The sequence below is a fragment of the Stenotrophomonas genospecies 3 genome, from assembly GCF_054473855.1.
Map to the genome: position 1 here is coordinate 404,614 of NZ_JBTMUR010000001.1, position 26,529 is coordinate 431,142.

24 protein-coding genes are annotated in these 26,529 nt (G+C 61.5%); 10 read left to right on the plus strand and 14 right to left on the minus strand.

The window, feature by feature from the left end; translation table 11 throughout:
• Positions 1-126: 126 nt before the first annotated feature.
• On the minus strand, positions 127-1,032 hold the full coding sequence (locus ACX9OT_RS01790) for a LysR family transcriptional regulator (RefSeq protein WP_032128595.1): 906 nt from the start codon (positions 1,030-1,032) through the stop codon (positions 127-129).
• Positions 1,033-1,139: 107 nt separating this feature from the next.
• Between ACX9OT_RS01790 and ACX9OT_RS01795 the strand changes: the two genes are divergently transcribed.
• Complete coding sequence (locus ACX9OT_RS01795; RefSeq protein ID WP_049461992.1) at positions 1,140-2,630, plus strand: MFS transporter; 1,491 nt, start codon at positions 1,140-1,142, stop codon at positions 2,628-2,630.
• Positions 2,631-2,715: 85 nt separating this feature from the next.
• Here the strand turns inward: ACX9OT_RS01795 and ACX9OT_RS01800 are convergent, their stop codons facing one another.
• A complete protein-coding gene (locus ACX9OT_RS01800) occupies positions 2,716-3,168 on the minus strand; it encodes a PA2169 family four-helix-bundle protein (protein ID WP_005419568.1) in 453 nt (150 codons plus the stop codon).
• 554 nt (positions 3,169-3,722) lie between these two features.
• Between ACX9OT_RS01800 and ACX9OT_RS01805 the strand changes: the two genes are divergently transcribed.
• Together ACX9OT_RS01805 and ACX9OT_RS01810 are read left to right on the plus strand one after the other, a co-directional pair.
• Complete coding sequence (locus tag ACX9OT_RS01805) at positions 3,723-6,557, plus strand: TonB-dependent receptor (RefSeq protein WP_032128574.1); 2,835 nt, start codon at positions 3,723-3,725, stop codon at positions 6,555-6,557.
• A gap of 258 nt (positions 6,558-6,815) precedes the next feature.
• Positions 6,816-7,844 carry an IclR family transcriptional regulator gene (locus ACX9OT_RS01810; RefSeq protein ID WP_049462006.1) on the plus strand — a complete coding sequence of 343 codons (1,029 nt, stop codon included), beginning with the start codon at positions 6,816-6,818 and terminating at the stop codon, positions 7,842-7,844.
• 8 nt (positions 7,845-7,852) lie between these two features.
• On the opposite strand, the gene ACX9OT_RS01815 is transcribed toward ACX9OT_RS01810, so the two are convergent.
• The gene (locus ACX9OT_RS01815) at positions 7,853-8,746 is read right to left on the minus strand and encodes a DMT family transporter (RefSeq protein WP_049401061.1); all 894 of its coding nucleotides are present in this window, start codon (positions 8,744-8,746) and stop codon (positions 7,853-7,855) included.
• Positions 8,747-8,811: 65 nt separating this feature from the next.
• Between ACX9OT_RS01815 and ACX9OT_RS01820 the strand changes: the two genes are divergently transcribed.
• Positions 8,812-9,615 carry an AraC family transcriptional regulator gene (locus ACX9OT_RS01820; protein WP_049462005.1) on the plus strand — a complete coding sequence of 268 codons (804 nt, stop codon included), beginning with the start codon at positions 8,812-8,814 and terminating at the stop codon, positions 9,613-9,615.
• A gap of 7 nt (positions 9,616-9,622) precedes the next feature.
• On the opposite strand, the gene ACX9OT_RS01825 is transcribed toward ACX9OT_RS01820, so the two are convergent.
• Complete coding sequence (locus tag ACX9OT_RS01825) at positions 9,623-10,039, minus strand: hypothetical protein (RefSeq protein ID WP_049461991.1); 417 nt, start codon at positions 10,037-10,039, stop codon at positions 9,623-9,625.
• A 127-nt stretch (positions 10,040-10,166) separates the two neighbouring features.
• Here ACX9OT_RS01825 and ACX9OT_RS01830 point away from each other — a divergent pair, with 127 nt between their 5' ends.
• Positions 10,167-10,808, plus strand: a complete 642-nt coding sequence (locus ACX9OT_RS01830; protein WP_049461990.1) for a glutathione S-transferase family protein — start codon at positions 10,167-10,169, stop codon at positions 10,806-10,808.
• A 21-nt stretch (positions 10,809-10,829) separates the two neighbouring features.
• Here the strand turns inward: ACX9OT_RS01830 and ACX9OT_RS01835 are convergent, their stop codons facing one another.
• The gene (locus tag ACX9OT_RS01835; protein WP_049461989.1) at positions 10,830-11,237 is read right to left on the minus strand and encodes a hypothetical protein; all 408 of its coding nucleotides are present in this window, start codon (positions 11,235-11,237) and stop codon (positions 10,830-10,832) included.
• Between the two features lie 49 nt (positions 11,238-11,286).
• The gene (locus ACX9OT_RS01840) at positions 11,287-11,706 is read right to left on the minus strand and encodes an H-NS histone family protein (RefSeq protein ID WP_049423730.1); all 420 of its coding nucleotides are present in this window, start codon (positions 11,704-11,706) and stop codon (positions 11,287-11,289) included.
• A gap of 118 nt (positions 11,707-11,824) precedes the next feature.
• On the opposite strand from ACX9OT_RS01840, the gene ACX9OT_RS01845 reads away from it, so the two are divergent.
• A complete protein-coding gene (locus ACX9OT_RS01845; protein ID WP_049461988.1) occupies positions 11,825-12,217 on the plus strand; it encodes a DoxX family protein in 393 nt (130 codons plus the stop codon).
• 25 nt (positions 12,218-12,242) lie between these two features.
• Here ACX9OT_RS01845 and ACX9OT_RS01850 read toward each other — a convergent pair whose 3' ends face one another.
• The 4 genes from ACX9OT_RS01850 to ACX9OT_RS01865 all read right to left on the minus strand — a co-directional run bounded on the left by ACX9OT_RS01850 (position 12,243) and on the right by ACX9OT_RS01865 (position 16,163).
• Entirely contained in the window at positions 12,243-12,929 is a 687-nt protein-coding gene (locus ACX9OT_RS01850) for a hypothetical protein (protein ID WP_049461987.1), read from the minus strand.
• A 60-nt stretch (positions 12,930-12,989) separates the two neighbouring features.
• The gene (locus ACX9OT_RS01855; protein ID WP_238380433.1) at positions 12,990-13,862 is read right to left on the minus strand and encodes a hypothetical protein; all 873 of its coding nucleotides are present in this window, start codon (positions 13,860-13,862) and stop codon (positions 12,990-12,992) included.
• A gap of 86 nt (positions 13,863-13,948) precedes the next feature.
• The gene (locus ACX9OT_RS01860) at positions 13,949-14,077 is read right to left on the minus strand and encodes a hypothetical protein (protein WP_258013820.1); all 129 of its coding nucleotides are present in this window, start codon (positions 14,075-14,077) and stop codon (positions 13,949-13,951) included.
• A gap of 214 nt (positions 14,078-14,291) precedes the next feature.
• Complete coding sequence (locus ACX9OT_RS01865; RefSeq protein ID WP_049461984.1) at positions 14,292-16,163, minus strand: DUF262 domain-containing protein; 1,872 nt, start codon at positions 16,161-16,163, stop codon at positions 14,292-14,294.
• A 260-nt stretch (positions 16,164-16,423) separates the two neighbouring features.
• Between ACX9OT_RS01865 and ACX9OT_RS01870 the strand changes: the two genes are divergently transcribed.
• The gene (locus ACX9OT_RS01870) at positions 16,424-18,442 is read left to right on the plus strand and encodes an ATP-binding protein (RefSeq protein ID WP_157805911.1); all 2,019 of its coding nucleotides are present in this window, start codon (positions 16,424-16,426) and stop codon (positions 18,440-18,442) included.
• Here the strand turns inward: ACX9OT_RS01870 and ACX9OT_RS01875 are convergent.
• The 3 genes from ACX9OT_RS01875 to ACX9OT_RS01885 all read right to left on the minus strand — a co-directional run bounded on the left by ACX9OT_RS01875 (position 18,439) and on the right by ACX9OT_RS01885 (position 20,217).
• Entirely contained in the window at positions 18,439-18,891 is a 453-nt protein-coding gene (locus ACX9OT_RS01875; RefSeq protein WP_049461982.1) for a hypothetical protein, read from the minus strand. The genes ACX9OT_RS01870 and ACX9OT_RS01875 overlap by 4 nt on opposite strands.
• Before the next feature lie 98 nt (positions 18,892-18,989).
• The gene (locus tag ACX9OT_RS01880) at positions 18,990-19,787 is read right to left on the minus strand and encodes a hypothetical protein (protein ID WP_049461981.1); all 798 of its coding nucleotides are present in this window, start codon (positions 19,785-19,787) and stop codon (positions 18,990-18,992) included.
• A 106-nt stretch (positions 19,788-19,893) separates the two neighbouring features.
• Positions 19,894-20,217 carry a hypothetical protein gene (locus ACX9OT_RS01885; RefSeq protein WP_049461980.1) on the minus strand — a complete coding sequence of 108 codons (324 nt, stop codon included), beginning with the start codon at positions 20,215-20,217 and terminating at the stop codon, positions 19,894-19,896.
• A gap of 1,086 nt (positions 20,218-21,303) precedes the next feature.
• Here ACX9OT_RS01885 and ACX9OT_RS01890 point away from each other — a divergent pair.
• From ACX9OT_RS01890 to ACX9OT_RS01900, 3 genes are read left to right on the plus strand one after another with little or no spacing between them, the layout of a single operon-like run.
• Positions 21,304-23,517: a DDE-type integrase/transposase/recombinase gene (locus tag ACX9OT_RS01890; protein ID WP_161802496.1), complete on the plus strand. Its 2,214-nt coding sequence runs from the start codon at positions 21,304-21,306 to the stop codon at positions 23,515-23,517.
• Entirely contained in the window at positions 23,514-24,530 is a 1,017-nt protein-coding gene (locus tag ACX9OT_RS01895) for an ATP-binding protein (RefSeq protein WP_080356515.1), read from the plus strand. The genes ACX9OT_RS01890 and ACX9OT_RS01895 overlap by 4 nt, the downstream gene beginning before the upstream one ends.
• Entirely contained in the window at positions 24,527-25,747 is a 1,221-nt protein-coding gene (locus ACX9OT_RS01900; protein WP_080356514.1) for a TniQ family protein, read from the plus strand. The genes ACX9OT_RS01895 and ACX9OT_RS01900 overlap by 4 nt, the downstream gene beginning before the upstream one ends.
• A 137-nt stretch (positions 25,748-25,884) precedes the next feature.
• Here ACX9OT_RS01900 and ACX9OT_RS01905 read toward each other — a convergent pair whose 3' ends face one another.
• Complete coding sequence (locus ACX9OT_RS01905; protein ID WP_152911138.1) at positions 25,885-26,496, minus strand: hypothetical protein; 612 nt, start codon at positions 26,494-26,496, stop codon at positions 25,885-25,887.
• Positions 26,497-26,529 lie beyond the last annotated feature (33 nt).

A 26,529-nucleotide genomic window follows, 5' to 3' on the forward strand; every position in this document is an offset into this window, starting at 1 on the left:
AACAACGTCTGCATCGTTGTTGCGGCTCAGCGAACTGTCTGCGGACCGTTCCCGTTGTTCATGGTGTCCATCGAATGCGAATGCAGGTGGCACCAGTGTAGCAATCGTCCACCTGCCGCGCGGCGCTCAGGCCAGGGGCAACATGTCGATGCGCCTGCACGGTGTCTCCTTCACCTGCTCGATCAGCCGCCGCACCACTGGCGAAGTCTCTGCCCGCCGGTACTGCACAGCGATGGTCGAGACGATGGTGGGGCCCGCCAGTGGCAGATAGATCATTCCGGGCAGCACCAGCGTGCGTTGCAGTACCGATGGCACGATCGCCACCGAACCAACGCCGACCGACACCTCGGCCAACACCGCCGCCAGATGCCCGGGCTGGGAACGGATACGTGGAATGAACCCGCCGCGGCGCCCGACTTCCATTGCGCCCACCGGCTGCTCCGGCATGACGAAACCCTCCCGGGCCAATGACGCCGGCTGCACCGGCGACCGGGCCTGCGCCAGCGGATGGGTTTCCGGCAGGGCCACGCAGAACTGGTCTTCGACCAGGGTGTGTTCGCCGAAACTGTCGGGCACATCCATCGGAGGCCGGCAGAACACCACATCCACCCGTCCTTCCTGCAGCAGCTGCGGGAGCTCGCCCATCGGCCATTCGCTCACCTGCAGTTCCACGCCCGGGTAGCGGCTGCGGAACCGGCTGAGCTGATCCTGCAATGCTCCGGCATACAGCGCCGAGCCGACGTAACCGATCTCGATCTTGCCGATCTCACCCCGCCCCGCGCGCCGGCCCAGGGTTTCAGCCTGTTCGAACCGGCGCAGCACATCGCGGGCTTCCGCCAGGAACACCTCGCCTGCCGAGGTCAGCAGCACCTCGCGCCGGCCGCGGTCGAACAGGCGCGTGCCAAGCCGACGCTCGATGTCCTGGATCTGCACGCTCAGCGTGGGAGTGGCAATTCCCAGGCGCAGGGCCGCACGACCGAAGTGCAGCTCCTCGGCCAGGGTGACGAAGTACTCCAGGTGACGGCGTTCCATGGGCGGCATTTCGTTAGGTTCAAGCTAACGTAACCAGAAAACACCGAGAATGAAACAAACACCGATCATTGATGGAATGGCCGTCCTCCCCTTCCTGCGAGTGACCGGTGCCGCCCTCTCCTCCCCCTTCGCCTGCACGGCACACGCTGCCTGACTCGGTCCTGCTGGTGGCCTCGCTGGGCTGCACGATGACCGTGCTGGAGACCAATGCCGTCGCGGTCGCATTGCCCAGCATCGCACGTGACCTGCACGCCGGATTCGCGGATATCGAGTGGGTGATCAGTGCCTACATCCTGTCCTTCACCTCACTTCTGCTGCCCGCCGGTGCGGTCGCCGACCGCTACGGCCGCCGCCGGGTGCTGCTGATCGGCATCAGCCTGTTCGCCCTCACCTCTCTGCTCTGCGCACTGGCGCCCGGTGCTGCCCTGCTCTACCTGGCGCGGGCTCTGCAGGGCATTGGTGCAGCCTTTCTGCTGGCACCCTCGCTGTCGATCATCGGCCACACGTACCACGAGGGGGCCGCCAAGGACACCGCATGGGCGTTCTGGGGCACAGCCATGGGCGTGATGATGGTGCTCTCACCGCTGATCGGCGGCGTGCTGTCCGCACTCTGGGGCTGGCGCGCGGTGTTCGTCGCGATCCTGCCGTTCCTGGGCCTGCTCGGCTACGGCACGCTGCGCTGGATACCCGAGTCGTCAGACAGCGTGGTCCGCCCGCTCGATCCACCCGGCATCATCACGTTCAGCGCTGCCATCTTCGGCATCGTGTTCTTCCTGGTGGAAGGACTGGCAGAAGGATGGACATCGGCCCCGGCGCTGATTGGGCTGGGCCTGGCCGTCATCATGGCTGTTGCCTTCGTCATCGTTGAACGGGCACGGTCACATCCCATGGTCGATCTCGGGCTGCTGGCCAGTCCGCGTTTCGTCGGCGCACTCATTGCCATGGTCGGCTATTCGGTCAGCGCACAGGTGATGGCATCGATGCTGCCGCAGTACCTGCAGAACGGCATCGACCTGAGCGTACTGGCTGCCGGTGCTGGCATGCTTCCGTTCGCTGCGGCGATGCTGCTGTTTCCCAGCGTGGGCCGGCGGCTCGGTCGTCATCTGACCAGTCCGGCGGTGCTGGCGATCGGGTTGTCGGTCACCGCCGCGGGCAATGCCGTGGCCGGACTGGCCGCGTGGCAGCACCTGCCGTGGCTGGCACTCGTCGCAATGGTGGTGATCGGTGCCGGCGGCGGCATCCTCAATGGCGAGACATCCAAAGCCATCATCGGCGCGGCACCGCGCGAGCGCGCCGGCATGGCCTCCGGCATCAGCGCGACCACGCGCTTTGTCGGCATCCTGCTCGGATTCACCGTACTGTCCAGTGCCTTGAGCCTGGGCATCCGCAGCGCACTGTCCGCGGCGGTTCCCGCGCGCAACGTACTGCCCATGGCCGATGCGATCGCTACCGGCACCTTCGCCGATGCGCGCACCGCCGCCTTCGCACAGGCGATCTACAGCCATGGATTTGCCAGTGCACTGTGGACGTCGGCCATCGCCGCGCTGCTGGCCAGCCTTGCGGTGTTGCTGCTGGGCCGTAGCACCACGCGGCGATGATGTTGGAGCGCTGGTTGCAAAGATGGCCGGGGCAGCCACGCTGCCCCGACCGTGGCGGCCCCGGGGAGAAGGCCGCCGATGATCGTCAGGCCGCCTTCATGGCGTGCTTGCGAGCGCGCATCACGTTATGGCACTCCTGCACTTCAGGCAGAAGCTGGGTGACTTCCTGGCGCACGGCCGGCGGCAGTTCGTTATCCTTCAGCACGTCCTTGAACGCGCCAAGCAGCCGGTCTTCGGACTCTTCCAGCTCGGCCACGTAACCATAGTTGGTGTCGCCGAATGCAGCGCGGACCTTGCCATAGAACTGCTGCATCGAACCGACCACGGTGCCGTGCTCGGCCGGCTTGCCACCGCTGGCAGCAACGGAGCCACTCAGTGCGGCGACGATGCGGCCCTTGACGCCGGCAATACGAGTGAACAGGGCCGACAGTTCGGCATCCTTCACCTTGGTCGCAGCTTCCTCGTAGAACGACTTGCCATCACGGGCAATCTCGATCAGGTCGTTGAGGCGGTGTTCGATGGTGGACTGGGTGCTCATGGAATCGCTCCTGTGTGCTCGATGGTCTATGGAGAATGACAGCGCGAGTGCGTTGCCTTCGGGACCACTGTGGAGGTTTGAATGTGCCGATTGGGTGAGTACGAATTGATGCATGCATCACCACCCTCAACGCGCCCTGACTCCTTCATCCCGTCGCATTTCCGCGTTCACGGTACCTGAGCAGAACGCCGACGATTCACCATGGCGCGATGACGATGATCAGCGTCACCAACAGTGCGATGGCAAGCACCAGCAACAGCACATGCCACTGCTTCCACGTGGGTCTTGGTTTGCCGGGGGTATTCATCGGATGTCTCCTGGAGTCTGTCATCAGCCCGCAGCCAGACTGAAGCAGAGCACCCTTGGTGCGCGTCGCGGTTTCGTGCATGGCCTGTGCATGAACGCTGTATCCGGCGCGCGACGATAACGCGTCCATAACGTAATCGAGTTGTAAGCGGAGTGTTAGGTTCCTTCCGATTCCGCACAGCGGGATTTCAGATCGGTTTCCACGCAGCGATGCGGAAACCCATTCAACTGGATTTGGAGAGAGCCAAATGCACTACAAGTACACCCTGCTTTCCCTGGCAGTGGGCACGGCCTTGGCCGCTGCCTGGTCACCGGCCGCGCATGCGCAGGATGACAGCGATAAAACACCGAAGAACCTCGATCGCATCCAGGTTACCGGTTCGGCCATCCGCAGCGTGGATATCGAAACGCAGCAGCCGATCATCGCCATCACCCGCGCGATGATCGAGCAGCAGGGCTTCACCACCATCGCCGACCTGCTGCAGAACCTGACATCCACCGGCGCGCCGACCATTTCGCGTGCGCGCGCGTTGGCGTCCGGCGAGAACGTTGGTGGCTACTACGTCAACATCCGCAATCTGGGTGCCACGCGCACCCTGGTTCTGGTCAACGGCAAGCGGCTCGGCGCCACCACCAGCGGCCTGCAGGATCTCAGCCAGATTCCGATGAGCGCGGTGGAACGCATCGACGTGCTGAAGGACGGCGCCTCCTCGCTGTACGGCTCGGATGCAATCGCTGGCGTGGTCAACATCATCACCCGCAAGAACTACGAAGGCCTGGAAGTGTCCATGCAGCACGGGCAGTTCAGCCAGGGCGATGGCAAGGACAGCACGTTCTCGCTGGTCACCGGCGCCCGTGGGGAGCGTGGCGGGTACACGCTCGCACTGGAATATCAGAAGTCAGACCCGGTGTTTGCCCGCGACCGCGAGTTCTCCCGGTACGGTGGCGCCGGCCCCAACTACCCGGGCGCGGACTGGAGCAACATCAGCCAGAACGGTTCCTGGTGCGACCCGGCGCTCTACAAGTGCAATACCGGTGATGCCGTATTCAAGACCCTCAATCGTGGCGGCGATCCGAAGAACCCGAACGACTACCACCCGATCACACCGGCCGAGTTCGCCAACGGCAACGACCAGATGCACCTGCAGACCGGCATCGAGCGCCGCTCGCTGTTCCTGAGCACGGACTACGCGCTGACCGACCAGATCAAGTTCACTGCCGACATCGGCTACAACGAGCGCACCACCGACCAGCAGATCGCGGGCTACCCGTACCAATCGACCAAGTTCGGCACGCCGCTGGACGCGGCCAGCGTATTCAACCCGCTCGACCACGGCATCGCGTTCAATCGCCGCCTGTGGGAAGTGCCGCGCACGACCGAAAGCAAGCTGAAGTCGCTGCGGGTTGCACCCAGTCTGTCCGGCTACTTCGAGCTGGGGACCAAGACGTACGACTGGGAAGTCGGCGCGTTGTTCAACCGCAATGAAGTTACAAAAACAGGCCGTGGCGACATGAGCCTGATCGCTTCCCGGCAGGCATTGGGGCCCTCCTACCTCGATGCCAACGGTGTGGCCCGGTGTGGCACGGCGGCATCGCCGGTCTCGGGTTGCCTGGCCTGGAATCCTTTGCTGCCGTTCGGGGTCGCGGGGGCTGGCTCTCTCTCCGATCCCGAACTGCAGCGCTTCTTGTTCCCGACGTTCAACGATACCGGCATCACCAAGACCCGCAGTTACTTCGCCAACATCTCCGGCCCGGTGATCGAACTGCCTGCCGGTGACCTGTCCGTCGCCCTGGGGTATCAGTACCGCAAGGAAGAAGGCCGCTTCGTGCCCGATGCCTTCGCCCAGTCGCGCCAGAGCACTGCACTGGGCGCATCCACCACCGCCGGTGACTACAGCCTCAACGAGTTCTTCGCCGAAGTGAACGTGCCGATCCTGCGCGACCTGCCGTTCGCCAAGGAACTGACCGTGAACCTGGCTACGCGCTACTCCGACTACAGCAACTTCGGCAGCACCACCAACTCCAAGGCGAGCTTCGCCTGGCGTCCGATCGAAGAGCTCATGATCCGTGGCACCTTCGCCGAAGGCTTCCGCGCACCAAGCATCTCCGATCTGTATGGCGGCCTGGGCACCAGCTTCGAAACCTATGTCGACCCGTGCGGCATCGGCGCCACCAACAGCGTCAACGGCAATGCCGCCTGCAACGCCGCCGGCGTCCCGCTGGGCTACCAGCAGCTGAACCAGAGCCTGAAGCCCTGCGCCAGCTATCCGTGCGCCACGCCTGACGAGTTCACCACCGGCTCCGATCCGAAGCTGCGCCCGGAAGAGTCCAAGAGCAAGACCGTGGGCGTGGTCTGGAGCCCGCGCTGGGTGGACGGGCTGGACATCAACCTCGACTGGTACAGCTACAAGATCACCAACATGATCATCCAGGACAGCGTCGACCGCATCCTGCGTGACTGCTACGTGCTCGGCAACGCTTCGCGTTGTGGCAGCGTCAAGCGCGCTGGCGATGGCCACATCACCAGCATGTTCTACGGTCTGGCCAATCTGGGCTCGATGGAAACCGAAGGCTGGGACCTGGGTATCCGCTACCGCCTGCCCGAGTTCTCGTTCGGCCGCTTCACCATCGACCTGCAGAACAGCTATGTCTCCAAGTACGACGAGGAGAACCAGAACTCCGCCGGCGATACGATCATGATGGGCCGGATCGGCCAGCCGGGAATTTCCCGCCTGCGCTCGAACCTGGGTGTGAACTGGCAGCTCGGCAACTTCAGTACGCAGTACACCGTGCGCTACTACTCCGGCATGGTTGAAAACTGCGTACCGAACCGTCCGTGCACCCTGCCCGACCGCTACGCCTACGGTGAGCCGGATGCCCTGCGCAAGGTCGGTTCCAATGCCTTCCACGATATCCAGGTCAGCTACAAGCTGCCGTGGGACGGCACCGTGGCGCTGGGTTCGAACAACGTGTTCAACCACCAGGGCCCGATCATGTTCTCCAAGCCGTCCAGCTCCTTCCCCTATTACGGCGGCTTCGATATCGGCCGCACCGTGTACGTGAAGTACTCGCAGCGCTTCTGACGGGCAGGTCCGTGCTCGTGGCCGGCGGAAGGGGAGTCCGCCGGCCACGATGCACACCGCCTCCACCCAATCTCCATCGTTTTTCGACGGAATCTCCAAGGTTCCCGGCAACACTTGATGTCATGACGGCTAAGGAGCAGGACCGCATGGATCGCCACGCGCCCCGACACTGCACACCCGTCTCCAGGTTCACCACTGAATGTGACGGTGTGGCCGGGTTCCGATCTTCCGGACATGCCGCCGCAAGGGAAGTACGAGATGACGACGGCAGTTCGCACCGGCCTGACCGACCTGGTCGCTGACGCGCAGCGGTACCTGCGCAGGATTCTCCCCGGGCTCGCCTCGGCAGTGCATCCACTTGCTTCATTGCATGCCATTCCCCACGCGATGGCATCGCGCTACCACCTCGCCGGGCTGATGCTGTACGGGGAAACCCCCGCCATGCTCGCCGTGGCCCGCGAGCCGGGCGAATCCAGCACCCGTGTGATCCAGGATGTGCGCTGCCTGCGCTCTGCAGCGAATGCACTGGTGCTGTACGTCTCGCCCTATCTCACGCCGACCCAGCGCCGCTTCCTGGTCGAGAACCACATCGACTTCGTGGTCCCGCACACCCAGTTGTTCGCGCCGAGCCTGGCCATTGAGTTCCGCGACGACCCCGATCATGAGAAGAAAGCCATCTCGCTGCTGCCTTCGGCGCAGGCCGTACTGATCCACGTGCTGCTGAGCGGCCAGTCGCGCTGGTGGTCGCCGCGCGAGATCAGTGCCGTCGCCGGCTACACCTCGATGACGGCGTCGCGCCTGTCTGCCGAACTGGTCGGTCGCGGCCTGGTCGAGCGCTCCACCGGGGGCCGCGAGCGCTTCCTGAAGCTGGCCGGCAACCGCGACGAGGTCTGGGCCAGGGCACAGCCGTTCCTGCGTTCCCCCATCCTGAAGGAAGTGGATGTCTGCTGGGGCCCGACCGCCGAGGCACTCCGCGATGCGGGGCATCCGGCGCCGACGGCCGGCCTCGATGCGCTTGCTGAAACGTCACCGCCCCCGATCGGTGGCACCCGCGCACTGCACATCGATGCGTGGCGGTTGCTGGGCGCACTTCCCATGCCCGGCCCGGACTGCCTTCAGAGCGCACGGCTGCAGATCTGGGCCTATCCGCCGGCATTCACCAGTATTGGCGATGTGGTGGACCCGCTTTCGCTGTATCTCAGCCTGCAGGGCAAACGCGGCCATGATGCAGACGCGCTGCAACAGCGGGTGGAACAGGCGCTGAGCGGAGACACGTATCCCGCATGAGCGAAGCCCTATGCGGGCTGCTCGCTCGGCACTGCGGCGGCGCGCCTGGCGCTGTACTCAGCGAACACCACGCCGGACACCGCCAGCAGGCCACCGCCCAGTACCCAGCCACTGAGCGATTCTCCCAGCAGCAGTACAGCCAGCGCGGCGGTCACGATCGGCACCAGGTTGAAGAAGCCAGAGACGCGCGCAGCGCCCAGGCGTGACAGTCCGGTCATCCAGGTCAGCGGCGCCAGGATCGAAGCGCACACGGCGGCGAAGCCGATGCAGCCGACCGCCGTGAGGTTGTTCACCCCGGTGCCGACCAGCAGCTGTACCGGCAACAGGATCAGCGATGCAGCGGTGGCCTGCAGGAACAGCGACTCCAGCACCGACAGCGGAATCTTCCAGCGCTGCATCAGCACGTTGTAGGCGGCGAAGGCCAATGCGCCGATCAGCATGATCGCGTCTCCTCGGTTCAGGCCCTGCGCCGCCAGCCGTGCCAGGTCGCCCTGCGAGACCACCGCCACCACGCCGACGGTGGAGATCACCGCGCCAAGAATGGAAGTGCCTCGCACCGGATGGCCCATGAACACGCGCGACAGCGCCAGCGCGATCAACGGAATCAGCGCCTGGATCACCCCCATGTTGGTGGCCGAGGTGAAGTGCGCCGCATAGTAGGCCAGGCACTGGTACATCACCCCACCCAGGCAGCCCAGCACCAGGAAGCGCCCGAGATTGGCGCGCACGGTCGGCAGGTTTTCGCGCAGACGTGGCAGCGCCAACGGCAGCAGGACCAGCGCCGCGACCAGCCAGCGGAAGAAGCCGATGTCGATGGGACCGACCGAGCCCGAAGCAAGCTTGGTAACGATGGTGTTCGCGCCCCACAGCAGGCAGGCGAGGATCGGGAAAAGATAGTTCACGGAACGCGGGTGTACGTAGGGGAATGGCCAGCGTACGCTTGGCGCATATCGAGGACATCCCGAAAATGCGCCACACCGACCCCGGCTTGCGGCAACCGATGGAGCCAATCCCCACCTTCCGCCAGCTGCCCGGTCCGATCTACTTCCGGCAGGGTGCGATGGAGCCCACGGACTGGGGCACGCACAGCCATCCGTGGGGCCAGTTCAACTTCGTCGCGCAGGGTGTGATGGAGATGAAGATCGACGGCGAATGGATGGTGTCCCCGCCGCACTACGCGATCTGGATTCCACCGGGAATGGCCCACTATTCGCGCAACCGCTCGCAGCTGGCCTACCGCTCGGCCTATCTGTCGCCGGCCTTGTCACGCCGCTTGCCTGATCGCTGCCGTGCACTGGAAGTCAGCCCGCTGCTGCGCGAGCTGCTGCACGAACTGGCACGGCAGGGCGTGACCGATCCGCAGACCCCGGCCCAGCGGCGCATGGCCGCCGTGGTGATCGACCAGATCGTCAATGCGGCCGTAGTGCCCAGCTTCCTGCCAATCGCCAGCAGCGATGCGCTGAAGCAGGTGATGGCGTACATGGAGAAACACCTGTCGATGGCCGAATCGGTTGCCGAAATCGCGCAGCGCCACCACATGAGCGTGCGCAAGCTGGAGCGCATGGCACGCAGCGAGCTGGGCATGTCGCTCGGCGACTGGCGTGGACGGGTGAAGTTCGTGCGCGCCACCGAGGCGCTGTGCACCCGCCGGCCGATCAGCCGGATCGCCGAGGAGCTGGGCTATTCCGGCGTCAGCGCCTTCGCTGAGATGTTCAAGCGGCACGCGCAGTGCACGCCGGATCAGTACCGGAAGCTGCATCGGGCGGGGTGAGGGCGGTCTAGAGAGCGATCAGCAGGTCCGCAAGCAGCCTCGGCAGGAACAAGGCGGCCAGAACGCAGGCGAACAGGATGAGAATGACCTTTGCCGTCAATGGGCGACGGCGGGGATTGCTGAAATAGAGGTGCAGATCGCGCAGTTCATCTTCCAGCCCCCTCCGCACGCCTGCGTTCTGTGTACCGGGTTCGAGCAGCTGTCGCTCAAGCGCCTTCAGGCGCTTCATCAGCTCACGCGGTGGTGTAGCCCGCAGGATCAGCTGATTGAGCTCCTGAAGCCGGCGCGACTGCGGCATCAGCGCTGCCACGAGATCATCCGGCGGAAGCTGTGAGACCCATCGCTGGGCGTCCGCATCCATCTCAGCCTGCAGCACATCGCGTTGCTGCTGCAGTTCGGCCAGGGAAGTGCGGCGCTGCCACATGAGGAGGCACAGGAGTGGTGGGTGGGGGGCAGTGTATCGCCCGCCGTCCCGGGAAGGGTGTCGATTTCCCGCCCCGTCGTTCGTCGGAACAGGAAAGGCAGGCCCTTCGACCTGCAGGAGTGCCACGATGTGCCCGATCCTCACCGCCTTCGCCACTTCCCCGGACCGCGGCCAGGGCCTGGCCCGTGACATGCGCGTGCGCTGGGCGCTGGAGGAGCTGGGCGTGCCCTACAACGTGCAGCTGCTCGGCTTTGCCGAGCTGAAGCAGCCCGCGCACCTGGCCCGCAACCCCTTCGGGCAGATCCCCACCTGGCAGGACGGCGGCCAGATCCTGTTCGAATCCGGCGCGATCGTGCTGCACCTGGCCGAGCAGCATGCCGGCCTGCTTCCTGCTGATCCAGATGCACGCATGCGCGCGATCATGTGGGTGTTCGCTGCATTGAATACGGTGGAGCCGCCCATCGTCGAGCGCTCGATGGCCTGGGTGCTGGAGCACGAGCAGCCCTGGTATGCGCAGCGCCTGCCGATGCTCGATGAGCGTGTGCGTATGCGGCTGGCGCAGCTGTCCGCCTGGTTGGGATCGGCGTTGTGGCTGGAGGGCGAGTTCAGCGCCGGCGACCTGATGATGGTTTCGGTGCTGCTGCGCCTGAAGAGCAGCGGCCTCCTCGATGAGTACCCGCAGGTGGTGGCCTATGTGGGCCGTGCAACGCAGCGCCCCGCCTACCAGCGTGCGTTTGCTGCGCAGCTGGCGGTATTCCAGAACGCCTGACGCTACGCCCGTGGGCAAGCCTCAGTGCAGACTGCGCCGGCATGCGGCCTGCACCAGCATCAGCTGCGCCACCAGGATCAGCATCGCGCAACCTGACAGCAGCCACGGGTCGATGTACCACTGCGCGTTGAAGCTGAAATCTCCGGCGGAAATGCGCTTCCAGCCGTTGAAGTGCTGCATCGCCGCGACCACGAACGCGAAGCCGCCTGCGGTGTACGACAACCAGGGCACGATGAGGCCGCCCGGTCGTGCGAACAGCATCAGCACGCCCAGCACGCCGATGACCGTGCGCTGCACGCGGCAGTACGGGCAGACATAGGCCATCCCGCTCCATTCCACTGCCCAGGCCAGCAGGCTGACCAGCACCGCCGCGCCTGCCGCGATGTAGAGGACTCTGGGTGAGATCGTCAGGCTGCCATCGTGTGCCATCGCGCGCTCCTTCGTTCAAAGACCCCGGCAGGGTAGCAGCGCGGCAGGTTCAATCCTTCTTGAAAACCGTGCGCTTGCCGATCGGGCTGCTCTTGCGCGCCGTCGGCCGGGCCAGGCCGGGAATCAGGAAGTCGGTCACCTTGTGGCCCTTCTGCACCTTGGACGCCAGCCAGCGCGGCATGCGCCCGCGGCCGGACCAGGTCAGGCGCTTGTACTCCGGGTCACGGTACTTGGCAGCCACTTTCCCGGTTCTGCGCCGTGCCGGTTTCCGGCGGGGAGCGGCCTCTTCGTTCACCTCTCCGCCGAACAGCTCTTCGAGGGTATACCCCGCTTCTGCTGCTGCGGCCTTCAACATCCGCCGTACCGCACTGGCCGGACGGCGGCTGGATATCAGCTGTTTCCGCTGTTCAGCGGCAACCACCAAGGCGCCCAGCTCCCGAAGGCTGAGCGATTCAATATCAATCGTCATGGGAGAAAGGTCTCCTGCGGACGGCCAGCTGTCAAGGCGCCTTGCCCTTGGCGTAGACACGGGCTTCACTGCCGGTGGGCTCCGATCGCCTTCGCCGGCCATCTCCGAGGACACCGACGTGAGCCACTCATCCCATTCGCTCGCTTACCTGCTTGCACGCATCCTGCTGATGGCGCTGTTCCTCATCTCCGGCCTGGGCAAGCTCGGTGATCTCAGCGTCACCCAGGGCTACATGGAAGCGATGGGCGTGCCCGGCATCCTGCTCTGGCCCACCATCGCCTTCGAGATCGGCAGCGGACTGTGCATCCTGTTCGGCTTCCAGACCCGGCTGGTGTCGATCGTGCTGGTGGGTTTCAGCCTGGTCACCGCTTTCATCTTCCATCACAACTTCGCCGACCAGACCCAACAGATCATGTTCCTGAAGAACCTGGGGCTGGCCGGTGGCTTCCTGCTGCTGGCCTGCACCGGGGCCGGGCGGTACAGCATTGATGGCAGAGGGCGGCGCGGGTAAGCGCCGATCGGCGCCCCCCCACGCGCTAGCGCCGAAGCTCAGCCTCCGGCGCCAATGTGTGGATCACCTTGCCCTGCGCATCGAGGAACTCGATCGCACCGTAGCCTTCCGCAGTGACAGTCAGGCGCAGTCGCGTGCGGTCTGCCTTGTCGTTCAAGGCGATGGCCGGCGTGCCGTCAGGCCCGACCACCAGACCGATGCGGGTCGGTGCTTGCACCCCAGGAATCAGCTTGTTGCCCAGCGCAGGCTCGCGGATCAGCTTCGGCGCCTGGTTGATCGAAAAACTCACCGCGCCGTCCGGCGATACCCGCCAGCCGATCGCATCCATCGCCGGATGGTCCAGCGCAAGCACCGCCATGCCGCCGTCGACATCGGCGGTGCCGAAGCCACCGCGTTCGCTGCCCTTGTCGTCGTACAGCACCATGCCGGCCACATTGAAGGCGCGCTTGTACTGCAGGCCATCGATGATCGGTGCCGGTGTCTTTCCGGACAGCGTCATGCGGATCACCCCCGTGTCATCGACGATATCGATGCGCCGTGCGGTGATGCGCTCGTGGTCCGGTGTTGCTACGCGCGTCTGCGGTGCCTTGTCGACGATCAGGCGTTGCAGGGTGTCAACCGACGGGCGCTTGGGTGAGTCGGACGGCTCGGCAGCGGCAGGCAGTGCCGCAAGGGCAGTCAGGGCGACGAACACACGGGCACTGCGCTTCATGCGGGCTCCTTGTCGTACGGATCGGCGGAAGCCGCATCATGCCACCCTTGCAGCGCCCTCTCATGAGGGAGGCGGAATTTCCGGCAGCTGGAGCCCCTGTGCCAGGGCGAATGCACGTGACGCGCGCCAGTACGCCTCAGGCGGCCTCTGCAGTTCGGGCCGGCTCCAGTAGTCATTGATGTGCAGTACGCTCATCACGTCGACCCATGCAGCGCGCGCATCGTGGACGCACATGCGCCAGCGATGATGCGGCGGAAAGTACGCGTAGTACTCAAGCGCCTGCCGCTGTGCCTGCTCTTCGTCAATCCCTGCCTGATGGATCAACGTCCACGCATGCATATGGCGCGCGTGCGCAAGCGCACCGAGATACTCATCCTCATCCAGCAAGGGAATCGGCTCGCCGCGCGCCAGGCACAGCGCGTCCGATTCGGTGTCGTACTCCAGCGACGGCTGCAACAGTTCCGGGTTCTGGTACCAGTACCCTTCGCCCAGCACATGCAGCATCGCCCAATGCCAGGGCTCGTCGTGGAAGAGCAGTTCGTGCTCGTATTCGTGGCCGGCGGCCTGGTCCGGATAGCGTTCGCGTGCCTGTTCGATTGCCAGCGCTTCGGGAATCTGGCCGTAGCGCACCAGGCACCAGGCGAACAGATGCCGGCTGTCTTCGATTTCAGTGGTGAAGTCTTCCACCGGGGCGCGGGTGTCGGGCATGTTCGATCCTTGCGTGTGGATCATGTTGCCTTGAAGGCAGACCAGCAGTGTTCCTGAAACCATAACTTGTCCGCCAACTTCAACCATAACCTGTCCGGACAGAACCTTCCACTCCATGCCGGCCTGGCGCTTCCAGACCTCGATGGATTGCCGTGGCGCCAGTCGGTTGCCCAGGCCGTGCCAAGGCTTCTCACCGGCATAAGCCATCGTTTCGACCAAATGCATTGTTGTGTCCTCTTTAGTTGGCGGCACAAACGCGCAAGGCCCGAACAATGCCGGGCCTTGCGCGAGATGCCAAAGATTGTTTGGAATCAGCTGTAGGGATCGACCATGCCAGCACATCTGCTGCAGGCCGCGCTTGCCGTGCACTTCATGACACCGGTCAACAAAGCAGTGGCCACGACCATCACGCAGTAGATCAGCTCGACCTTGTTCTTCATCCTTATTGTCTCCTGCAAAGACGCGACCGGCGCTGCGTCATGCGCGAAGCCAGAACCACCCGGCTTCATAGAGTGGTATAGATTTGAAATTTCTTTCAATCTTAACTACAGACCAACGAATGGGAATTTACGGCATGGTGGGCTTCGCTTAGCTCTATGAAGGCAATCCCTGGATCGAAAAAAGCAAAGCGCTTATCGAATTTGAAGAGCATTTTTAGCCTGGATACAACTGCGTTGCGGCCTCAGCCAATCGTTTCGCGCGCGCGGAGATGGCCTCCTCATTCCAAGTTTTGCAGGCCATCAAATCGCCATTGAGGCTCAATACGGTGTTGGCGATCAGCAGTTGCTTCTTGGTGGCGAAGTCCTTGTTTTGCGCCTCGCGGTTGACCGACAAGTTGAGCAACGTCAGGTTGCCCAACGTGGGAATGGCTTTGGCGCGGCGGCGGATAGCCTGGTAGTGGTCCGACAGGACGGCTCCTACCAGTTCCTGCTGCTCGGCGGCCTGGCTCTCGGCAAACCTGGCCTTGCTGCCGTCCGGCAACGTCCAATGCTCGTACCACGACTTGGGCAGGATGTGGTCAATGTCCAGATTGGACAAATCGGGGATGGAGGGCTCTTCCGTTCGCTTGGTTAGGCGCAGCCAGCCCTCCAGCTCCGTGAGCAGCATTCGGCACCGGCTCGCGTCCAGATTGCCGTAGTACGTGGGTGCCGACTGGAAGGCGTGGACAAACTCGTCATCCTCAGGCCAGCGCGCCGCCGGACTATTCGGTGATGAGGCCAGCAGGCCTTTCAAAGCTTCCCGCGTGGGCTCGCCCTTGATCCACTGCCGCAGTACCGACATGAACCAGTTGTTGTAGTTCTTGGGGGTCAGGCCACAGACGGCACGACGAACGATGTACGACACGATGTCGTTGAACATCGCGGTCTTTTCGCTGTCGGGCACGTCGGCTGTCGATATGCGCAGGGCCAACGGGTGGGTGGTTGTGGTGTCGAACGGCTGGAGCCGCCGCCCGAATCGGGCCACCGGCAAGTCGCCCTTGCCTTGGATCAGCTGCAGGTAGTGCTTGCCGTAGGTATCCAGCATGGCCAACTGCTGGGTGGTGGAAAGCCCTTGGGCGAAGTTCTTGAAATCGATATACAGGCGTGCCAGGTCGCCCTCCTGCCCGGTCTGGGCGCGGATGGCCGAGAAGATCAGCCATTCCAGGCGCGGCTTGATGATACGCCCCCTTCGTTCGGCGACCTTCCAGGTGTCTTGCTCGAACTGCTTCCACTTCGCTTCATACAACGCCGCCGGATCTTCTTTGCTACTGTCCACCGTCATGAACAGGTGGTTGCGGATCAGGTCCGTGGCATGGAGTTCTGCACCTCGCCCGTTCAACGTCTCGAAGATGACTTGAGCGTCGTCGCCCTTCTCCAACTGGATCAGAACCACTTTCAGATCGGTTAGAACCGCCATGACCAAGGCTTCGGCGGCGTCCGCGCCGCCATTGGCCTCGATCCAAGCCTTGGCCCATTCAGCGAAGTTCCAGATCGCATTGAGCGCGGGCGGGTGGAAAATTCCGATACGCCGGAACGTTCCGGCTTGGGTGAAGTGGGCGGGATACCGCGCCTGCAGAGTGGCCAGCTTGTCGGCGGTCATGGCCGACACAAACGCCTCCTGGTCAGAGAACGTTGGCCAAACCTTGAACACCTCCACATCGGCATTGGCCATGGTGGTAGGGTTGGGGTTGTCCAGCACGGTCGCCAAGTAGGAGTCGTAGTCCGTGATCTTCAATTCGCGGGTGGCCAGCCGGATGCCGGCCAGGACATACTGCAGCGTAGTCAGGCGTTGCTGGCCATCGATGATGTGGAGGGTATCTACGCCCCGCAGGCCCACCTTCTCCTGCGGCTCGACCACGATGGCGCCCAGGAAGTGCGGCGCAGGCTGGGTGTTGGCCAGCCGCTCCTCTGCCTTGTCCTTGATGTCTTCCCAGAGTAACTGCCATTGCTTATCCAAGGTCCAGACGTAGGCCCGCTGGTAGAACGGCACCTTGTACTGCTTCCGATCCTGGAACACCTGCTGGATCGTCCAAGTCTCCGACTTCATTCCCCGCTCCGATCTCCCTGACAACTGGATTATGCCCCGAAGTCGCCGTCGACGATGAGGCCGAACCGGGGTCGCAAGCCATGAGATGGCCCCGGCCCAGAGTCCGCAGAGCGGGCGTAGCCCGAACAATCCTGCTCCGCTATCCTCTAGGCACTCACCGTCCCATGGCCACCTCCCCAATACCCGCAGCCGGCTTGTCCGGGCCAGGACGGCGAACTAACACTTAGGGAGCGTTCTACGGTATGGCCGACAACCAATCCATGGATATCAAGATCGAGGCCAAGCCAGACTTCTTGAAGTCGCTGGCGTCCAACGTCAGCCCGATCACAGCAGTCTCGGAGCTAATCTGGAACGGATTTGACGCAGGCGCTCAGCACGTCAAGGTAATTCTGGAACCGAATGAACTCAATGGGCTCCATGCCATCCGTGTAGCAGACGACGGCGACGGCATAGACCGAAGCAAGGTCGATGCGTTGTTCGGCGGTTTAGGCGACTCATGGAAGGCCAAATCTCACCGCTACAAGGGCAGGACGCTCCACGGCAAGAACGGCAAGGGTCGCTTCCGTGCTTTTTCCCTAGGTGAGAGTGTCGAGTGGCGGACCACCTACCTCGATGGAATGGCATTTAAGACCTACACGATTACGGGCCGCGCAAGCCAACTTACAGGCTTCAGCGCCTCGCAACCAACGGACACCGACACCACGGTCCTCGGTACCGAGGTCGTCATCGAGAACCTTGAATCCAGCTTCCCGTCCCTGACGAGCGACAAGGCAACACTGGAGATCACTAAGCAGTTCGCCGCCTATTTGATGGAATGCCCGGGCCTGACGCTGTACTACAACAGCGAAAAGATCGATCCGGCCTCCGTCCAGAACTACAGGGAAGACTTCCACCTAGGCGAAGTCGAACTCCAAAGCGGAAAGCGGGTTCCAGTGTCTATCACGATCGTCGAATGGTCGGTCCAGACAGATCGAGTGTTCGAGCTTTGCGACAAGGCGGGCGTTTCCCTCCATGAGGTCACGATCGGCCCCCAGATCAAGGCGCCTGGATACAACTTCACGGTGTACGTGAAGTCGGACCACTTCCGCGACTTGGACAAGGAAGGAGCCCTTGTCCTGTCCGATCTCAACCAGGATGTGGCCGACATCCTTGGCGCCGTCAAAGTCAAGGTGCGCGAGCATTTCCGGCATCGCATCCTGCAACACCGCAGTGAAGCGATCCAGCGCTGGAAAGACGAGAAGATTTACCCTTACGAGGACAAGGCCCAAGTCAACGCCTCCGAGCAGATCGAGCGTCAGGTCTTCGATATCCTCGCGGTGAATGTGGAGGACCACCTTCCCTCTTTCGATGAGGCCCCCTCCAAATCCAAGAAATTCACGTTCCGGCTGCTGGCACAGGCCATTCGGGAGAACCCGGATTCGGTTCGCACGATCATGGACGAGGTACTCAACCTCAAAAAGGAGGAACAGGATGACTTGGCGACCCTTCTTCAAAAGACGACCCTGTCCAAGATCATCACGTCGGCCAGGATCGTGGCGGACCGCTTGAACTTCGTGGAAGCACTTAGCGATCTGCTTTTCAACAGAGAAAGCAAGAAACGGCTCTTGGAACGCGACCAGCTCCACAAAGCGCTGGAAGTGGAGTCATGGATCTTCAAGGAGGACTTCAACCTTGCAGGATCCGAGAAGACGCTGGAAGACGCTCTTGCCATCCATATCGGCAAGCTGTGCAAGCGCGAGGACGACGCTGACGAATCGGACGACCCCGTCCTGCGTGAGGATGACAAGGGTGGGCGAATCGACTTGATGCTGGCACGTTCTATCCAGCCAACCCAAGGCTGCCACGAGTATCTTGTAGTTGAGTTGAAGCGCCCGAAGCAGAAGATTAACTCAGAAGTGCTTGCCCAGATTGAGAGCTACGCATTCGCTGTAGCCAAGGACTCACGTTTCGACCAGAAGCGGACCAAATGGACGTTTATGGTGGTCTCCAATGAGATGGATGAGTACGCCAAGCTCAAGAGCCGACAAAAGGATAGGCCCGAGGGTGTCGTCTTTCAAAGCGACGATTCGAGCATAACGGTCTGGGCTAAGACATGGTCCGAGATCTTGAACGACGCGCGGGCGCGGCTGAACTTTTTCAGCCAGCAACTGGACTATCAGGCTGACTCCGATAGTGAGCTTGCTTATCTGAGACGTGCACACTCGAAGTACATTCCGGACGACCTAGCCGAGCTCGCGACGGGTGCAGGTGCCGCAGCCGCTGAAGGCGACTTCCCCTAACGACTATTGCCTGTTGCCCGACAGCCTTCCCGGAAGCGAGAACAGCCCAAGAGCGGATTCTCCTCCACGGTGGCGAAGAAGTCCTTGCGCGCGATCTTCTGGCGCGCCAGGTGTCGGGTGTGCAGGTTGTCGAACTTTTTCCGCAACGTCTCTTCGGTGGAGGTGTCGCCCGCAGCCTGCCTCCTGCTCTTCCCCTGATGCTTGGGCGCCGGATGGGACGCCAGGAACCTCTTAGCCGTCCCCTTGGTGATCCAACGCCCCTGGCCGGTGAAGGCCAGGGCTTGCTCGATCCAGCGCTTGTACTCCTCATCGAAGGCCGCTTGCCAGAGCGCAGCATTGGCACGAGCCTCGGCCTCAAGCTTGGGATCAACGGGCGGTGCCTTGGGCGTCTTGTTGCCGAAGATTGCCCCAATGAGCCACAACAGCCCAATGAGTATCAGAAACTCCATCGCCCCCTACCCCTGTCACACGTTCCCCGTCTCCTTGGGCCATCTTGCCACGGGGGCTGCGGGGAGGGGCTAGGAATGATTGGGGGCAAACTCGGCGCCTAACCCGCCAAGCCGCGCGCCCGCTGCCGGCGACCCTTGACGTATTCGGCCGTAAGCAGCCTGTCCACGGGCAAGTCGAACACGACGTTCAGCAAGGACGCCATGCTTCTATCGCTCAACTGGAAACTGTAGGGCAGCGCCCCGTCGTGGTTGCCGCGGCATTCCTCAATGTACGCAAGAAAAGCCAACACCTGATCGGACGTGGACGGCCGCTTGCTCAGCGTGGCCGCTTCGGTCAACGGGTCGGTGGCTTCCAGCTCGGCGTGCTCGGCGTCATTGGCAATCGCCAACATGATCTTGCTCAACTCTGGCCAGTATTTCAGGTCGAACTGCCCGGCCAAGTGTTCCAAGGGTTCACGTAGGAAAGTGCGGTAGTGCCAGTTGTCTTCGTAGGCGGTGTCGATCACGTCGCGGATGTGGTACAGCGTCCGGGAGGAGAACCCGGACGTGTTGTGCAGGCGGGTGCGTTCTTCCAACAGATCGGCCAGTGCCCTCGCGTGACCTTGGATCCTCTGATTGATGTCCACCAGCGCATCTCGGTCGGCTCGGGCCTGGGCAATCTTCTCCGGGCTCCAGAACGCCTGGACCGACAGCAACATGCCCATGAACTGCTTCACAGCATGAGCCCGGTGATGCAGCTTGTCGTAAACCTCCTGGTATGCCTCAGTCAGCTCTTCACTTCGATCCAGAAGGCGCCGGGCCACGACGTTTTCGCTGGGTAGGATTTCGCGTTCCAGGTTGTAGCGGATACCTTCCCGGAGGATGGTTTCGCAGAAGTCGCGTGCGGTCTTGCTCATGCGGTGCAGCTCTCAGGTGGGTTGGCCAGCACGTTAGAGAGCTTCGCACTGCCTGTCGGTATCTGAATAGGAATCACTTTTTACGGTTTCGGATACCCGTCCCTCGCTAGATCGTTTCCTGGCCTTTGTACTGCTTGGCCAAGTCGCTGGCGCACAAGGGCACACCCTTAGGATGAGCGTTCGCCACAGCAAACGCCGCAACCTTAGACGCCTGCTCCAAGGCCTGCTTGGTCATGCCATCCTCTGCCCAGTCTTCAGGTAGTGCGGCGATGGCCGCCCGCGCCTCCTTGCCCGACAAGTACTGCATGCAGGTCAGCAGCGACCATTGGGTTCCGGTAGCTTCACGAAGGAACCGGCCAGCCTCCTGGTCGGTCATGCGGTCGGCAAGCACGGCCGCCAGTGCTACCGCCGCCAGCTTGACCTTGAACAAGGCGGGAAGCTTCTTCCGTGGCGGGTTGAGGTTGTGATTTCTCACGGCTGGCATTGCTCCACGGTTGCAGTCAGGCCTAGGTCGTCAGCCCATGCGAGTCAAGCATGTTGAACCTCGGACTCGGTGTTGTCCTCTCCCATTTTCATACGATAGTGCTGTTCCTGGTTCAGGGCCGCGAACAGCCATATCCCACCCGAGGGGTGTCGCACGCTATCCGGGCCACCAGTGGCAAGGAACTCTGGGGCAAAGAGACAGTGGCGTGACATAGGTGCTCGATAGCGGGACAGAAGCTGCGAACGCGGATTAGCCCAAGTTGCTGAGGCAGCAGCCAACCCCGAAACCGAGTGAGATATATTTATATCTTACTTTTCAACAACTTGCGTCAAACCAACAATAGGTCTATACAGGTTCAATCAGACCGGACAGAGCGCGACTAAGCATGCCAGGCTCTCAGATCCCTCCCGCACCGCCCCCTTCCAACTCCTTCTGGGCAGCACCGCTGCTTGGCGTAACCGTCCCCGACAGCCCCATCTTCTCAGCGGCGGACACAGCCAGGCTGCTGGGCTTCCCCACAAGGGAGGCCCTCGCAAAAGCGCGCCGAAGCGGACGGCTGTCTATCAAGATGTTCCAAATTCCTGGGCGCAGAGGCTGGTTCGCTCGTCGCGAGGAGGTGTGCGCCTGGCTACACCAATCCCTGAACAGCGAGGAGGAGGCCCGATGAGCTAGCGAAAGCACGGGCCCTCAATAGAAAAGGCCGCACATTTGCGGTGTGCGGCCTTTGATACGGCAAACGGCTTCTCTATCCGTTGCCCGATATTGAGCTTCGCCCTCCATGCAAGTCAAGCCCCGTGGCATAGCGCCGCGCGGCCGCCCTTTGCCCGTCTGCGCTGGAACCAGCGCGGAATAGGAGGTCTCATGCCTTTATCTGCCCCAGAGTTCCAGTCGTACGTAGAGCGATTGTCTCTTTCGGCCGCTGCAATCAGCTACATAGCCGACGCCCGCTGTAGTGAGCCGGCGCGATCCGTCAGGTCTGTTGGATGCCACAACACGGTCTGGCGCTACCCAAGCGCGAAGATGGGGTTTTCAGTGGCACTTGAGAGCACGGAGGAGCACACATGCGCCGCTCAGCTCGAGTACGACGCAACCGTCATCGAGTACTGGGACCAGCCCCCCTCTGTAAGTCTGGAAGTGTTGGATGCCCAGGGAAAGAGGAGAAAAGCGAATTACGTTGCTGACTTCCTCACATTGAAGGAATCCAGCGTCGAGGTGGTTCAGGTAAAGACTGCCTCCGAATGCGAACGCTTGGCCAGTTCCAACCCCAACAGATGGACGTGGGACGGGACCAAGGCAACTGACCTCGCAGCTGACGCGCACTTCCAGGAAATCGGCTTGGTGCATCGCGTGATTTCTGATGGATGCTCACGAAAGATCTTCGCTGAGAACTGCTTGCTTCTGCTACGACTTCGGCAAGCATTTACGCGAAGCATCGATGCTCGCCAGCTTGCCAAAGCCTGCTCCACGCTCAGACAGCGAAAGGTCTTCACCCTGGGCCAGTTAATGCGTGCAGCGAATACCTCCTCGGCGAATGAAGTCGTGCGGCTAATAGACCTAGGTGCTCTCTTCACGGATCTCAATCGATGCCGCCTGTCGGTTCCTGATGAGTGCCTGGCCTCCTTTGAACCTGACATCGTGACTAGTCATCTTCATCGCCTAGACATGCTAGGCATTGCGGCCGACCATCCATCGCAGCTGACACAAGCGGAGGCAATAGAGGTCCACGGCCGACTGCTCGTCATACGTGGGCTGATGCCTCCAGTGAAGTCTGATCGAACAACGAGGCGCTGGCGCGCGCGGCTTCTACAAGCAGAGGGAGACCCTTCGGCCCTCCGACCAAGACATCGATCCAAGGGCAATAGAACGCCCAGGCAGACACCTGAAGAACTCGCAGTGGTGGATCGCTCGATCAGCACTCACTTCCTCAACGCAGATGCCCTAAGCGTTCAGGCGGCATACTCACAGTACCTACTTGATCATCAGATTTCTATTGCCGAGGGCAAGCTGCTACGGAACTCAGTCGCCGTATCTAAGGAGACCTTCCGCCTTCGGTGCAAACGACTGCCAAAGGAAATCGCCGAAGGGGCCCGGAGCGGGGCAAGAGCTGCTGCAGCTTCCGCACCCCCGGTAGACCCCGCGCTGACACACCTATCTCCGGCACGGGCATTTGAGCGCGCGCATACTGACCACTACCAGTGCGATCTGCACGTGGTCGTGATTGAGGCCAAGCCGCCAATCACCAGCAAGCCTTGGATAACTGCGCTGCGTGACCATGCCACCGGTCAAGTTTTAGCCACGTCCTTAAGCTTCAGCAGTCCAAGCAATTACAGCGTGCTGGGAGTTCTTCGCGACTGTGCGCGGCGGTGGGGACGGCTCCCAGAATCAATCGTCGTGGACAACGGCGCCGAGTTCAACTCCACATACTTTGAAACCACCCTGGCCAGCTTAGGCGTTTCAAAGCAGAGCAGGCCTCCGGGTGAGCCGCGCTCTGGCGGACAGATCGAAGGGTGGTTCCGTTCGCTGAAGTCGTACCTCAGCCAGCAGTCAGGGAACACGACAAACGACGCTAGGGGACGATCAGCTACAGCAAAATTCAAGGGGCGAAGCCAAACAAGCTGGACACTTGCAACGGCTTATCAAACCATGGATGAGTTCATCTTCGGCATCTACAACAACAGCATCGCTGATGGCTGCCTTCGCAGTCGATCAAATGCCTCGGAGTCACTTCTAGCCGCATTCCCCGAAAGTGGAGTACGGACGCCCTTCACCCGTGAGCTGCTTGCCAGAACAGCAATTCCGCTTCGGAGACCACTAAAGCTTGATCGAGCTCGGGGAGTTCGTCATTGCGCGAGATGGTACAGGCATCCCAAGTTGTTCGAGTCAAGCGGCGGTCGCGGGCTTCTCGAAGCCTATGTCGAGCCTTGGGACGCCAACACACTCTATGTGCTGATAGACGGGCAACGTATCGCCTGCAGGCATGGTTCTCAGCATGCGATTGACCTTACTACGGACTTTACGCCCGCTCTGGACTCGATCCGGTTCCTCGGTAGCACCAGAGGCCGTGCGCTTCTCGCTAAGGCCGCGTCGATTGAGACAGCTAAGCTGACAAGGCGATTCGCTGAGGCTGCCAAGGCCAGGCAAAGGGCGATTAGCGCATCCAAGGCGCAGAAGCCAGCAATGCCTCGCAAGAAGCTACCCGCGCGACGTGCCCTGGTACTGCCTTATGGTCACGGTGACGCGTCATGAACGAGCATCTCCGAGAGGCGGTGAACGGCGCTCGATTTCCGCATCCTCGCTACGTTGAGGCGGTGAGGTCTGCGGCAGCATTGATCACATTCAGCGGCGAAGGATCTGTGGTTGCGATGGTGGGCCCACCCAGAGCGGGAAAAAGCACTGCCGGAAGGGCCGCCGCGAGAGAGGTGTACCCGCACTCCAACCCGGATTCCATTCCTTACGTAGTTGTGGATTGCAGTCGAACCGACGCCGGCTACATGTCCATGCGCTACCTAACCCTAGACCTCCTAGCCCAACTCGGCCATCCGTTCTATGGCGATCTCGAGCACTCCCTAAGGCTGAAGCTTACGGAGACCAATGCGCGCCTACAGCTTCGTCGCGCGATTGAGTACAGGCGCACCAAGCTACTGATCATCGACGAGGCCCATCATCTTCTACGCGTTAAGGACCGGTCCGGACGCGAAGCCGCATTGGAATCACTGAAGTGCCTTGGGAATGAAACGGGTGCCTTGATATTCCTCATCGGCGGGTACGAACTTCTCAGGGAATGTTTCTGCTCTGCTCACATGAACGGGAGGCTGTCTATCCTTCACTTTCCGCGCTACGGAACTAGCACCTCTGATGCAGGATGCTTCGATAGGATTCTCGCATCCTATGATGTTCTACTCCCTTGGGCAAAGGGGCACTCACTCCTCGAGATGAGAGATCTCCTATACGAAGGTTCACTGGGGTCGTGTGGACTCGTTGGCAACTGGATTCTTCTTGCGCTAGCGCGGATGACCTCGCTGCGATCGCAGCGGCTTCGCATGGAGCACTTCAAGTCAGCCAGGTATAAGCAGCAGCTGGCGGAGATCGCAGAGGACATCTCGTTTGGCGAGTCCGCTCTCCGACCTATTGAGAAGGATCACATAGGCGCTTTGGAGATCGCCCCCATTACGGACGTCTCAGGAAGGAAGGTAGTTCGCAGACCAGGCAAGCGGCTTCCAAAGCGGGATCCAGTTGGTAATGCTGAGCGTCAGCGATGAACGCATACTTTCATGTCCCACCTATCGCCCTTGGCACAGTGGAGGTTGAGTGTCTTTCCTCGCTGCTCCACCGAATTTCATACGCCCACGGCGTTTCGCGATTTCAGTTCATCTCACACCTGCAGTCTCGCTGGAGGGCCGAAACTGGTAATCATCTCCCTCGATGTGAAGAGCTGAGATGGGACGGCTACAGTCCGAATGTATCTATTGCGCTATCTGCGCTCAATTATGCATTTGGCTATGACTTGGAGGGAACGACCCTCATCGCCCTACAAGGCATCTGCGCAGGAAACAGCATCGGGTCCATAAAGCATGAAAGATGCTGGTGCCCTGCCTGTCTTAAGGGTGATCGTGAAGCCGGCAGGCCACCCTATGATCGCTTGCTGTGGCGAGTACAAGGCGTCGAACGCTGCAGTCTTCATAATCTGCGGCTTCGACGCAAATGCCCTCACTGTAATTCAGGGCAAACCAAAGACAGCAGCAAGGTCGAGCTAGACCAATGCGGTACCTGCGGTCAAAGCCTATCCAACCCGACGTCAATCGGAGACTATTCGCCCCGACCGCTATTCGGTGAGGAGCAGACAGAGCAACTGATCCTCCGATTGGGAGAGGTTCGTGGAGCGGCCTCGGGTTCGCTGCAGGTATTTCTTAACAACGTCAGCAGTCCTGCCAAGGATTGGGGAAAGCATCTTGGCGACATCTTCCACACGAGGCACTGCCCGATTCTTCCGCAGCTGACGTCCCTGATTGCAGTAGCTACTCACTTTGGTGTGGACATCGTGCAACTGATGACCTCGCCAGCTTCGGCAGCAGCCCAATCTGGATTGGAAATTGGCAAGGCGTCACCGCGGAAGGTACGCAGACCGAGTTCCCACTTGCGAGCAGATCGTACCGCATGGTTTCGGAAGGAACTGGAGGCTGTTATCGCATCCGATCCGCCCTACCCTTCTACAGCTCAGTTCTGCCGCAGCCGGGACTACAGCGTCACTGCCGCCAGCAATAGCTTCCCATGGCTTACCAGACAGCTCAGTGCCCTGCATCGTGAGTGGAAGAACGCCGAGAAGGAGCGACAGGCATTGGCGGCAGCAATGGCAATTAGATCCCTGCTATCAGGCACAGAACAGCCGTCTATCAGGGCTCTCACCCGCGTGGCTGCCGAACTATCAGGTGCGCCGTTGCACGTCGTGCGAAAGGTACTATCAGCGGAAAAGCGATGACGTGGCCGCTCGCGTCAACTAGGCCGTTTCATCTGCCTCGTGATGCTGCACTCAACACCGCTCAATGCAGATAAGCACCCGGCAAGAATGATCGGGCCTACTGGCTAGGCCCCTCAGCAGGGCAGGAGCGAGAAGTCTCACTGTCGTAAGAAGCCCTCGTGAAGATCGTACTCTCTGAGGATGGCGGCCATATCTCTCCGTTGTGCTGATTTCTCAAACGTTACGGTGGAGAGAACTACAGAAGATTCTCCTCCCAGAACAAGTGCGCCTAGATCCCCAATCTCGACGCTATTAAGTGTAGGAAGCATGATATGAGCGATTAGCCCGTCGAAGTAGAATCGGTACATGTCTATCGGACGCTCAACACCATCAGCACAAGGCAGGTATTTGACATCCCGTCTTGGAGCATGATTGTGCATCGGCCCCAGCGTAGATAACTGAGTCAGCTGTATTGGATAGAAACTCATTGGTGGCTCCAGTCCGTCCACCAGGGCTTTACGGATCACCTCAGAATCTGCAGCGGGAAGTTCAATCTCTTTGAACTCGCTGAGCTGGCTCTCCGCAGCTCGCCAGAGCAGACTCAAGAAGAAGATACGCAACATCTTCGTATCCGTGTAGACCTGCCTGAACCCAAAGGGACCCTGGATCACGTCATGTAAGCTGCCGAGCGTCGTTGCCTCGCCCCAACCACTCCATACAAGGCGATGCTCCCTCAATGCCTCAATCGCCCGGGTGTCAATTTCGGACAAGATGTCCTCTCCCTCGCGTATGACAAGACCTTG